Raw genomic sequence first — 12,319 nt, forward strand, 5'->3', positions numbered from 1 at the left:
TAGTGTAGAAAAAATCGAAAATATTATTGCACTAATTCCTCTTTTTGGAAATCATAGAATGTCTGATAGGTTAGATTGGCCAAAGCCCTCTGATATTCAATATAGGCACCTAAATGAGTGGTATAAGCGCTATTCAAACGATCCCGTTCCAAGGCCAATGATTGGCTGTCGATATCGCCGTCAGAGTAACGCTGGAGGGTGATTTGGAAACTCTTTTCAGCTACGGCAACATTCTTTTCCAAAGATTGCAATCGCTTTAGATAACTGCCTAAGCTGGCCACCAAATTACGTACTTCCGTCTCTATATTCCGTTCCTCTTCCTCTTTGTTGTAAGCAGCTTGTTTCAATCGGGCCTGTGCGGCTCTCACCAAGGCTTTGTTTTCACCCCAATCAAGTATAGGTATCGTTACAGTAAGCCCCACACCAAAATTGGAAGGACGGTTTGTAAAATCTTTATATGAGTTTTTTATCGAAGTACCTAGACTTAAATCGATATCCTGCCGGCTGACACCGACCTTCTCAAAATAAGCATCTATGCTACCTCTAACCATGCCTTCGGCTTTTTGTCTTTTTATATTGAGTTCCTGTTCCGCAATTTCGATTTCCCGATCTCGTATTTCCGGACGATTTTCGATAGCCAATCGCACCGCCTTTTCGGGGTCTATGGCTACGACCTTATACTTCAGTTCACTGCTTAATATCAAGCTGTCTCGAAGATCCAATCCCAGCATGTTTTTGAACGAATTGATTGCTTCGAATTGATTCTGCAACTCCCCTTCATAAGAGTTCTGAGCAGCTGCCAGATCTACTTCCATTTGCAAAGCATCGACCTCACGAATAAGTCCGGCCTCATACTTCTTTTGAGAGATCTCAAAAGCCTCTGTTTGTCGCTCTAAATTCATAAAAGCAATTTCTGTTCTTTTCTGAATAGAAAGCAAATTATAATAATAACTGCTTACATTATAAACCAAAAGAGCTTCTTCTCTCTTATACAGTTTATTCGATTTCTCATAAGCCAATTGCGCCAGTTTATAAGCCGACCGGATCTGATTGTACCCATAAAAAGCATCCAGGGGTTGTGTGAAACCTATACGCGTATTCAAATTAGAAGAACGAAGATCAGAGAAATAATCTTCATAATTGGATAATCCGGTCTGTATATAAATATTACCATCGGTCGGTAACGGCTGATTGATCGTAAGCCGGGTGGCATAGTTGAGTTGTTTAACCGGATAAAAGGATATACCGGTACTATCTTCCCATTGGCGGACCGTTTCCGTATATTGAGGCAAAGTAAGATTCATATTAATATGCGTCTTAAACCGGCTTGTTGTAGACTTTAAGTTGTATTCCGCAATTTTCAGATTCTCCGTTAACCCCAACATTCTCAAGCTTTGTTTTTTAGCTATATGGATACTTTCCTCTAAAGTAAGATAATGTGTTTGGGTCTGCGCTTGTAATTGCCTGTTGGGGAAAGAAATAAGAACAGTAAAAAGAATCAGATATATCTTTTTCATACTTTGTAGAATAAGTCGATTATACAATAAGTGTTTTATTTGTGTTTAACTGGTCCGAATGAATCATACCGTCTTTTATATAGATATTCCGATTGGCATAATTGGCAATTTCTTGCTCATGCGTAATCAATATGATGGTATTTCCTTCCTGATGCAGTTCGTGAAAGAGACGCATGATATCTACTCCCGTTTTTGAATCGAGAGCACCGGTAGGTTCATCGGCCAACAGGATGCCTGGATTCGTAACTAAGGCACGAGCAATGGCCACACGTTGTCGTTGTCCTCCACTCAATTCGCTGGGTTTATGATCGATGCGATCAGCCAGTTTCACTCTCTCCAGCGCTTTCAGTGCTCTTTCTCTCCGCTCATTGCCGGGAGTGCCGGAATAGATCAGGGGTAATTCCACATTTTGCAGTGCATTTAAACGAGGCAAAAGATTAAAATTCTGGAAGATAAACCCAATCTCTTTGTTTCTCATTGTCGATAAAGAGTCATCATCCAGGCTGCTTACATCCACATTGTTAAAAAGGTAATGTCCGCTTGACGGGGTATCCAGGCATCCGAGTATATTCATCAAAGTCGATTTCCCGGAACCGGAAGGCCCCATAATAGCGACATATTCGTTTTTTTCAATCCGGAGATTTATATTCTGTAATGCCGGAATTTCCATTGTTCCTATGGCATAATTTTTAACCATATTTGTTATTTCGATCAACATAATATCTATCCTCTTTTTATTCGTAACGTATTGAATCAACGGGTTTCAGATTGGCAGCATTCTTTGCTGGCAAATAACCGAAACTAATACCGACTATTACTGAAAAAGCAAAAGCAATCAAAATGGAGTAGGCTTTGATGTATGTACTAATATCCGTAAATAAAGTAACCGTCAACGAGAGGGTTACCCCCAATAATACACCGATAATTCCTCCGGTTATACTTATCACAATCGCTTCAGTTACAAACTGGCTCATAATATCCGCTTTACGGGCACCAATTGCCCGCCGGATACCAATTTCACGGGTACGCTCCATTACAGTTGCCAACATAATATTCATGATACCAATCCCACCTACAATCAGTGAAATGGCGGCAATCGCTCCTAACAGAAAATTATAGATCTGTCTTTCTTTTTCCTCCTGTTTCAATAATTCAAAAGGAATGACAATACTGTAATCGTCATTATTAAAATGATGCCTTTTCACAATCTCGTTAATAAGCTTAGAGGCTTCGAGCAAACGATTGGAGTTATCTACCTGTACCGTGATCTGCTGGATCTGACTGGATAAGAGATTTTCCCGGGTAAACCGGTTCAAGAAGGTGGAAAGGGGAGTATATACATCCGTATTCAGGTCACGGGCAGCAAGCTCTCCAACGGTTTCGGTAAAAAGGGTTTTGGATTCAAGCACTCCAATAACTTCCAACCATTGATCTTCCACCTTTACCATTTTACCTATCGGATCTTCATATTGAAACAAATGATTCGCCACACCTGCTCCTAAGACACAGACCTTCAATTTCTGATTATAATGATTTTCATTGATAAACTCACCCTTTTGCGCTTTATAATTCATCATATTAAGAAACTCAGGCGAAACACCTATAATAGTTGACTTAATAGATTTATCCGTATACTTGACGTCGGTATTAATCTCCGCCTGGGAGGCAACGCGTTCAACTCCCGGTACAATATCTTTGATAACAGCAGCATCCTGCAGAGATAAACCCTGAGAGAATTTGGCTCTTACCTCTTCCAGTTCGTTCTCCGAAAGCGTTTTTTCCCGCACAATAATATTATTCACCCCTAGGTCCTGATATTTAGCGATCGCCTCCCGTTTGGCACCTTCCCCTATGGAAAGCATGGCAATCACAGAAGCTACTCCAAAAATAATACCTAACATCGTTAGGAAAGAACGGAATTTATGATCGGTTAATCCGCTTAACGCCAAGCGGACATTTTCATCAAATTGCATAATCAATCGTTTTCTAAAAATTCACAACTTACCGTCATACCAGGTTTTAACCTTTCATCGGGCTCTAATATGTTCACTTCCACGTCGAACACTTTCTGACGGGATTTCTGATCTCTCAAATGGCACAGCTTACCAATATAAGCTATCTCTCCTTCAAAAACCAATTTGGGCATAGCATCCAGGCGAACGGCTACTTTTTGCCCTCTTTTGATCTTTAGAAAATCATTTTCATTAATGAATGTATTCACTTTCATCCATTTCAATTCGGGCACATTGGCCAGGTTGTTTCCAGGATAGATATTGTCGCCTACCTTGACCAAAGTATTTGTCCGATAGTTGCGGGCAACCTGAAAAACCCCGGATATCGGAGTGTATAAGGTTAGATTAGGTAAGATGTTATAGGCATCCTTTATTTCATTTTCTATCTGTCTTACTTTGATCTCCTGTATCTTAAAATCATTGGCATTGACGATGTGATTCAGTTCCAATTTACGTTTTTCTTTAGCCAACGTGATTTTAGCCTGTTCAAATTCCAGTTCTTTAATTTTGCGAAAACGATCCGATTCAAAACGGGAAGCATCCAGTTCTATCTTTTTCAGATCGAATGAAGCCACTTCATTTTTTACTCTCGATTCCTGTTCGTTGATCGTATTATTCTGATCGACACGCAATTTTTGCAATGTCGCCAATTCCGTTTCCAGGTTACTTTCCCTGTCTATAATGAATTTTTTAATTTCTGTCGGGTCCAACTGCAGAATGGAATCTCCCTTATTCACTATGGTTCCATGTTCCAGGATACCAATGATCCGCATTTCATACCAATACCGGCCGTAACGGGGTAGAACAAAGGATTGGGAATTGACAGCAGCCAGCTCCCCTGTCTCTATAATAATTTTACCACTCCGGTCTTTTTCTTTATCCTCTCCCTGTTTTTTATTTCCACACGAAACAAGAAACAGAAAGACCGGGAGGAATAAGAGTATTCTATATAACTTATTCTTCCTCATAATCAACTCTTTTTACTTGTTTCGTTCTTCTTTTCTTCTACAAAAGGATCCACTAAAGCGACAACATCCTTTTCATCCAGCCCTTTGGTGATGACAATAAAATCCGAATTACTTGCCCCTGTTTCCACTTCTGTCTTTTTATATCCGCCCCCAGATTTTCTATACACAAAAGTATTTTCTCCTTCCGTATGAATAGCTTCCAGAGGGACATATAAAACATCCTCTATCTGATCAATAATAATCCGGCAACTAACCGTCAAACCCGGTAATAAATTCTCATTCGTTTCTTTTATGTATATTTCTACAGGAAAGACCTTGATTTTAGAGGAACCGTCTTTGTTCACTGCCAGATTAGCTACCGAGTTGACTTCCCCTGTAAATATACTATCAGAGAAGGCATCCGGTTTGATCTCCACTTTGAGTCCTTTACTGATTTTAGCAATATCCACTTCGTTTATCTTTACCGTAGCTTTCAACAAAGACAAGTCGGGCAATTGGATAAGAGGGAAGCCGGACCAACACTGATCTCCCAATTGAAATTTATTGCCACTGCTCCAGTTGCGGCTGATGATTGCAATACCGGGTGAAGGAGTTACTACAAATAATTTCTCCAATGTTTCATTGGCTTCAACCAGCCTGGCTCTGTCTTGTTCGATCGAAAGATTTTTTTGTTTGATCTCTTCCTGCTGGATTTTAATGCGATTGTCTATTTGCTCTTTTGCCCTGTTGAGTGCAATATCTGCTTTTTCCAGGTTCAACTGTATCTCTTTCTTTTTTATATCCGATTCGTAACCTGCTGCTTCGAAGCGGATTTTTGATATTTCCTGTGCGATGCGGGTCACTTCGTAATCGGCTTTTAACTCTTCCAGATCCGATTGGTGTTGAGCAACCATTTTCTCCAATTCTGCTTTACTTATCTCCAAGCGTCCTTCTGCTTCTACAATTCCTTTTTGAACTTCGGACTGATCAAAGACTATGATTGTGTCTCCCGCTTTCACTTCCTCTCCATCTTTCACCAATTGAGTGATTTTTAAGTTTCCATATCGCCAGGAGATCGTAGGAGAGGAGATATTAATCGAACGGATAGCTTCTATCTCTCCTTCTTCATGCATATCGATATAGAAGGTTCCTTTTGTTACTTTCCCTGTGGGTACTTGTTGCACTTCTTTTTTCCCACAGGCATAAAACAATGTCACAAATAAAAGAAACAAACTTAGTTTCTGTGTTTTCCTGATACTACACCTCATTGTATTACTATCTAAATCTTTACTTATTAACTACTTCATTTTCCGGATTGGCTATGGAGTCAACGGCGATTACCGGCAATACCGTTTTTTTCTTGACCAAAGATGTTTTAGGTTTGGACAACAGCAATATTTCATCTTTTTGCACTCCGGCTGTAATGATTGCCTCTTTCGGAGAAGAAAGGCCTGTTTCCACCTGACGCATTTCGAAACCTCTATTCCTTTTTATATAAACAACCTTCATTGAATCTTCTTCAAAAATGGCTATTTGAGGAACAACAAGTGTATCCTTTATCTGCTTCAATACAATATGGCAATTGGCCGTAAAGCCAGGTTCGGGAAGAGTCAGTAAGCTATCCACCGAAGCTTCCACCTCAAACAGTTTCACTTTCGATCCTCTTTTGTAGGGTTGGCCCATAGGGGCTTTCTTTATGATCTTGCCAAAAGCCATATTCCCCGGCATAGCGTCGAAGGTGAAATAAACAGAGTCATTCATATTGATATATTTATAATCTCTTTCCGGTGCCATGATTTTAATTTTCACTTCATTAAACTCGGGTATTTTAACCAAAGGCATATTGCTCCAAACCGGATCACCTACTAATAATTTATTGCCGGTCAAGGGATTGATGGCTCTTGTGGCTAAACCTTGGCAAGGGGCTTTCAATACTAAAGCATCTAATTGCTCCTTCATTGTTTTGGAGCGATTCCTGAGATTCTGGATCTCCAACTCCAGTTTTCTTATTTCCGATTGCTGAATGATCTCCAGAGAATGCAACTTTTTCTGGTGCTTGGCTTTCTCTATAGTCACCTTTTCGAGTTCGAGTTCTTTTATTCTTCGTTGATTTTGTGTGCTGTAAGCTAATTGCAATGAGTCCAATTGAGCGATTTGTGTATCAGCCTCATTATTCTTTACCTGAGCCTCCAACAATGCATATTGCATATCCAATTCCGCTTTGGTTTTATTGATCCCGGCTTCTGCATTTTCCAAACTCAATAACATTTGGTTATAAGCCGTCTGTAACTCCTGCACTTCGATCACACAAACCGTATCCCCTTCTTCTACATAGGTTCCATCCTCTATCACATAAGCAATAACTCCTTCTATATAGATCGGACAATTCAATGTCGTCGAACGCACCGGTTCCACAACCCCGTCAATCGTTACTATATTCTCAAAATTCGAATAGGATACAGTATAGGTGGAGAGATCTTTCGTTTCCTGGGAGTCACAAGAAAAGAGTAAGATCAAGAGAAAGAATAAGATAGAGTTGTCTTTTGTCACAATAGTACCTTCTTTATTACTAAAACTTCGAAATGAATTGATATACCAATATTTATCTCAACCGTGATTTGGGGCACAATTTAATCCTTTTAAGTAGAAAAAGATTTTGAATAACATTTTTTAATAGATCATTAATATTTATCTATCCTTTTTTCTGTCAGTTTTACTCTTGTCATGCATTCTTTCTTTATTTCGGAAAAAGCAGTACCTTTGTTTTGGTTTCCTGTTTTTACAAATAAAAACAAAAAGAGATCTATGAAGAAAGAAAAAGATGTATTCAAGCAGTTTCGTGATTCCTTTAGTAAAATGGATGGGCATTTTCATATACTGGAACAGCGTATTCCGGTTGAAATACAAATGGAGTATTTTAAGTATTCCGAACAAATCCGTTCCCATAGTGATCACACAGAGCCATTGTCAGATGAAGAATGTGAAGCTATTTCTGATTTATTGCAAATCGAAACCCTCTCTAACGATGAAAAGAAACACCTGATCACTACACTGGCTATTTCTAAATCCGTAAAAGCCTATCGTTTATTAAAAGAATATGTGGAACATCCAGATCCGGCTATTGCCGATTGGGCCTATATGGCTGTCATGGAAGCACGTATATCATTGGAATCCGAATTTTCAGACGAAAAACAGATTTATATATCTACCGGTCTGGGAGGGAAGGATGAAAAACTACGTTTTTATATATTGATCTTGTCTAACGACAAAAAAGTATTCCTGGAATATCAGAAACAAGTGATTGAACGGGAATTCAACTATTTACTTCCTCAGGATAATTGCGAGATAGAACGTCTTACGATAGAAGATAATTATATCGAGCTTATCCTTTTAATCCCCGTCCGGGCCGATATCAAAGGTATTTTAGGAAATGTTATTACTGAATGTAATCAATACGGGGACTTTTTATCCAACCAATATACCATAACGAATGTAAAAGAATTATCTAAAGAAGAAATAAAAGATATAATTACCAGAGATGGAGACAGTTAAACAGGCCATAAAGTATGGTATTGTAGGGATAAGCAATACCTTGATTACTGCTGTTGTCATATGGATTATGATGAAGATGTGTGGCATTTCAGATGTGATTTCGAATGCGACAGGATATGTAGCCGGAGTTCTCAACAGTTTTATATGGAACAAACAATGGACCTTCCAAAGTTCCGCCGGATGGGTAAGCAGCGGTATCCGTTTTGGCGCAGTATTTGGCGTATGTTATTTACTACAATTGATACTTGTTTTATCCCTGAACAAACAGTTAAATATCGATCCATACTATAATCAACTGATAGGCATGGCTTTTTATACGGTGATCAATTTTGTGATGAATAAATACATTACTTTTAAATCGTACGATAAATGAAAACACTCACTCTGATAATTCCCTGCTACAATGAAGAACTGGTTCTTGTCGAATCATATCAACGTACCAAAGCCGTACTGGATAGCCTGCCGCATAAAACAGAAATTATCTATATCAATGATGGCAGCCAGGATAATACACGTGACTTATTGAATGAGATAGCTGCGACGAACCCCCAGCAGGTCAGAGTGATTCATTTTTCCCGTAATTTCGGACATCAACCTGCAGTCACAGCCGGAATCAATTATTGTCAGTCCGATTTAGCGGTCATCTTGGATGCCGACATGCAGGATCCTCCTGAACTCATACCGGAAATACTGGCTTTGCAGGAGAAAGAAGAGGCGAATGTGGTCTATTGTGTGCGCAAATCCCGTGAAGGAGAAAGTCGTTTTAAATTGTTTACAGCCAAACTGTTTTACCGCACAATGAACTCCATGAGTGAGATCGACTTTCCTTTAGACACCGGTGACTTTCGTCTTATAGACCGTAAAGTGATGGATGAATTTAATCACTTAAGAGAAAGAGGCAAGTATATCCGCGGATTAATCAGTTGGGTGGGATTCAAACAGATTCCTTTTTATTATGAACGAAAAGCCCGGATAGCAGGGGATACCAAATATCCCATCAGTAAGATGTTCCGCTTTGCCTCCTATGCCTTATTGTACTTCTCTAAGAAGCCATTGAAGCTGGTGATGGGACTTGGGTTTGTCGCCGTATTGGTCGGTATCATTTTGGCCATATGGTTCACCTTAGGCAAAATATACGGTTTCAGTCATGCGGAAACAGGATGGACCTCTATTATTTTCACTATCATCTTTTTTGGTGGCGTGCAATTGATCACAGTAGGAGTTGTCGGACAATACATCGGTATTCTCTTTGACGAAATAAAGGCCCGGCCTGAATATATAGTAGACGAAAAGAAGAATTTTCCCCATTAGAATATCTTCTTATAGATATGGCAATAAGGCGTATCCCCGTTTTTTTGATAATAGTGCTGGTGATAGTCCTCCGCTATCCAAAAGTCGGATTTGGGTTCCAATACGGTAGCTACCTGATATCCCTTGGCAGTTAATATACGCATAACATCTTCCGCCTCTCTCTTTTGTTCCTCATGGGCATAAAAGAGAACAGAACGATATTGGCTCCCTATATCCGGTCCCTGGCCACCCACTTGAGTGAAATCATGTGTTTCGAAATACAGACGTAATAAGTGGGCATAGCTTACCCGGCTAGGGTCATAGACCACCTGGAGAGTTTCCACATGCCCTGTCGTTCCTGTCTTGACCGCTTCATAAGAAGGGTTCTCCAATTGCCCACCCATATAACCGACATAAGTAGCTTCTACCCCTTCTATTTTGTTGAAATGATATTGCACTCCCCAAAAACAACCGGAGGCGAAATAAGCTGTTTCTTCTATTTTTTCTTGCATACGTATTGATTTTTTATGGCGCAACAAACGTACATAAAATTATTGAAAAAGGCTGTCCGGAAAGAAAAATCGGACAGCCTTAAACAACAACTTATATATATTATCCTATCAGTTGAACACTTCGTTTGATAAATTGGCTCAGGGCTTCTCCTTTCAGCATGCCATTGCCTAATAAGGCCAAATCAATTAACTGACCGACCAGTTTGTTTTCTTCCGCATAAGCAGTCAATAAAAGATCCCGTTGACTACGGAGTTCGTTCAGTTTCTTATCCGTCTGCGTCAAATCTTCTTTTTCCTGGGCTGAAATCTCTTCTTCTTTTTTCTTACTTTGACTTTCACGCAGGTCGGCTTGACGTGCTTCCCAACCTTTGATATCTGCCGTGATAGGATTCAATTTCTCGTTGAGTGCAAGCTCTTCATCGGCCAACACCTTTTTCACCAAAGAGTGATCCGTATTCAACACCAGATTATAACTGTCCGGCAGTTCACCATAGAAAGACATACCCGGCTGCATAGCAGACATCTCACGCATACGACGCATATATTCACTTTGTGTAAGCATGACCGGGTTCGTGTTTTCTCCCAAAGCTTCGAAAGTGACCATGAAATCTACCTTTTCCATCTGAGGCATCTGGCTCTTAAAGATTTGTTGCAAGGCATTCTTCTGCTCTTCATCCAAGGCTACTTTGCCTGCTTCTTCTTTGCGAATCAGATTGTCGATCGTGTCACTGTCTACACGCACAAAGCGGGTCTTTTCGAACTTCTGTTCCAATTGTCCAACCAGGTGTGTGTCCAGTTGCCCGTCCATAATCAGTACGCTGTATCCTTTGTCTTTGGCTGCTTGTATGTAACTGTATTGCTCTTCTTTGCTGTTGGTGTATAGATAGATCAAATTCCCTTCTTTGTCCGTTTGACTGCCTTCTACCAGCGTTTTGTATTCGTCGAAGGTAAAATACTTATTGTCGACATCCTTTAATAAGGCATATTTAGCCGCACGGTCATAGAATTTTTCATCCGTCAACATACCATATTGGATGAATAATTTCAGGCTATCCCATTTTTCTTCAAAGGAAACACGTTCACTCTTAAATATTTCCTCCAACCGATCGGATACTTTCTTGGTTATATGGGCCGATATCTTTTTGACATTCTGGTCGCTCTGCAGGTAAGAGCGAGATACATTCAACGGGATATCCGGCGAATCCAATACACCATGCAGTAAGGTAAGGAATTCAGGTACAATACCTTCCACCGAATCTGTAACAAACACCTGGTTGCAGTATAACTGGATCTTATTGCGATGCAAATCCATATTGCTCTTTATACGAGGGAAATACAAAATACCTGTCAGGTTAAACGGATAGTCCACATTCAGGTGTATCCAGAACAAAGGTTCTTCGCTCATCGGATACAGATCCTGGTAAAACTTCTTATAGTCTTCATCCGTCATATCCGCCGGTTTACGCACCCAGGCAGGCGTTGTATCATTGACGATATTATCCTCGTCCGTATCTACATAACTGCCGTCTTTCCATTCTTGTTTCTTCCCAAATGCGATCGGAACAGGCAGGAAACGACAGTATTTGGTCAATAAACCATTTAATTTCTCTTTCGTCAGAAAATCTTTATTCTCATCATCTATATACAGGATGATATCTGTACCCCGGCTTTCTTTTTCGGTCTCTTCCATGGTGTACTCCGGATTGCCTTCGCAACTCCACTTCATGGCTACAGCTCCTTCTTTGTGTGATTTGGTGATAATCTCCACCCGCTTAGAAACCATAAAAGAAGAATAAAAACCTAATCCGAAATGTCCAATGATAGAAGCGGCATCGTTCTTGTATTTTTCCACAAACTCTTCGGCTCCGGAGAAAGCAATCTGATTGATATACTTATCAATCTCTTCGGCAGTCATACCTACACCGCGGTCTGAAATCGTGATTTTCTCCTCGTCGAATTTGACATGAACCGTTAGATCCCCCAATTCACCCTTAAACTCACCTACCGAAGAAAGGGTTTTTAGTTTTTGGGTAGCATCGACTGCATTCGACACAATCTCACGTAAAAAGATTTCATGATCACTGTAAAGAAATTTTTTGATAATAGGGAAGATGTTTTCACTTGTAACCCCTATGTTTCCTTGCTTATTCATATCATTTTTTATTTTGTATATTTAGTATTAAGTATACTCTATGATAAGCAAAACAAATGCCAAACAAAATTCCGCAAACAAATTTGCAGCGACTCTGACAAATTTACAGACTTTCGTATCATACTGTCAGCCCCTCCAAATATGCTCTTTCTTTTTTTTGAAATCCATAAAGGGTGTCCTACGTGGCACAAAAAGAAAAGGAATAACTCTCACTTAAGGGACATAAATAAAATTGCTGACGATCGTCGGCAAAATTGCCGATATATGTCAGCAATTGTGCCGATATATATCGGCATTTGTGTCGACAGTTATCGACACTTTTATTTCCCCGCCTTTT

At 39.8% G+C, this 12,319-nt stretch carries 11 protein-coding genes; 3 read left to right on the forward strand and 8 right to left on the reverse strand.

Annotated elements, in window-relative coordinates; translation table 11 throughout:
- Window positions 1-23 precede the first annotated feature (23 nt).
- Genes D0T51_RS00350 through D0T51_RS00375 form a run of 6 tightly spaced genes read right to left on the reverse strand, consistent with a single transcriptional unit; the run spans window position 24 to window position 7,026 of the window.
- Window positions 24-1,517, reverse strand: coding sequence for a TolC family protein (locus tag D0T51_RS00350; RefSeq protein ID WP_163723772.1), 1,494 nt, complete (start codon window positions 1,515-1,517; stop codon window positions 24-26).
- Between the two features lie 19 nt (window positions 1,518-1,536).
- A complete protein-coding gene (locus tag D0T51_RS00355; protein WP_306439037.1) occupies window positions 1,537-2,235 on the reverse strand; it encodes an ABC transporter ATP-binding protein in 699 nt (232 codons plus the stop codon).
- A gap of 16 nt (window positions 2,236-2,251) precedes the next feature.
- Window positions 2,252-3,490 (reverse strand): ABC transporter permease, encoded by a 1,239-nt coding sequence (locus D0T51_RS00360; RefSeq protein ID WP_163723774.1) that lies wholly within the window; start codon window positions 3,488-3,490, stop codon window positions 2,252-2,254.
- Between the two features lie 2 nt (window positions 3,491-3,492).
- Window positions 3,493-4,497, reverse strand: coding sequence for an HlyD family secretion protein (locus tag D0T51_RS00365; protein ID WP_163723776.1), 1,005 nt, complete (start codon window positions 4,495-4,497; stop codon window positions 3,493-3,495).
- A 2-nt stretch (window positions 4,498-4,499) separates the two neighbouring features.
- Window positions 4,500-5,744 (reverse strand): efflux RND transporter periplasmic adaptor subunit, encoded by a 1,245-nt coding sequence (locus D0T51_RS00370; protein ID WP_163723778.1) that lies wholly within the window; start codon window positions 5,742-5,744, stop codon window positions 4,500-4,502.
- Between the two features lie 19 nt (window positions 5,745-5,763).
- Window positions 5,764-7,026: an efflux RND transporter periplasmic adaptor subunit gene (locus D0T51_RS00375; RefSeq protein WP_163723781.1), complete on the reverse strand. Its 1,263-nt coding sequence runs from the start codon at window positions 7,024-7,026 to the stop codon at window positions 5,764-5,766.
- Between the two features lie 255 nt (window positions 7,027-7,281).
- Here D0T51_RS00375 and D0T51_RS00380 point away from each other — a divergent pair, with 255 nt between their 5' ends.
- The 3 genes from D0T51_RS00380 to D0T51_RS00390 are packed head-to-tail and all read left to right on the forward strand — an operon-like array spanning window position 7,282 to window position 9,339.
- Window positions 7,282-8,028: a hypothetical protein gene (locus D0T51_RS00380; protein ID WP_163723783.1), complete on the forward strand. Its 747-nt coding sequence runs from the start codon at window positions 7,282-7,284 to the stop codon at window positions 8,026-8,028.
- Entirely contained in the window at window positions 8,015-8,401 is a 387-nt protein-coding gene (locus D0T51_RS00385; RefSeq protein WP_163723785.1) for a GtrA family protein, read from the forward strand. The genes D0T51_RS00380 and D0T51_RS00385 overlap by 14 nt, the downstream gene beginning before the upstream one ends.
- Window positions 8,398-9,339 carry a glycosyltransferase family 2 protein gene (locus D0T51_RS00390; RefSeq protein ID WP_163723787.1) on the forward strand — a complete coding sequence of 314 codons (942 nt, stop codon included), beginning with the start codon at window positions 8,398-8,400 and terminating at the stop codon, window positions 9,337-9,339. Before D0T51_RS00385 ends, D0T51_RS00390 begins: the two co-directional genes overlap by 4 nt.
- Here D0T51_RS00390 and msrA read toward each other — a convergent pair.
- Window positions 9,336-9,830, reverse strand: coding sequence for a peptide-methionine (S)-S-oxide reductase MsrA (gene msrA / locus D0T51_RS00395; protein WP_163723788.1), 495 nt, complete (start codon window positions 9,828-9,830; stop codon window positions 9,336-9,338). The two genes, D0T51_RS00390 and msrA, sit on opposite strands and share 4 nt — an antisense overlap.
- Before the next feature lie 100 nt (window positions 9,831-9,930).
- Window positions 9,931-11,982 carry a molecular chaperone HtpG gene (gene htpG / locus D0T51_RS00400; RefSeq protein ID WP_163723790.1) on the reverse strand — a complete coding sequence of 684 codons (2,052 nt, stop codon included), beginning with the start codon at window positions 11,980-11,982 and terminating at the stop codon, window positions 9,931-9,933.
- Window positions 11,983-12,319: the final 337 nt, after the last annotated feature.

Source organism: Parabacteroides sp. 52 (genome assembly GCF_010500925.1).
Classification (GTDB): Bacteria; Bacteroidota; Bacteroidia; order Bacteroidales; family Tannerellaceae; genus QVMG01.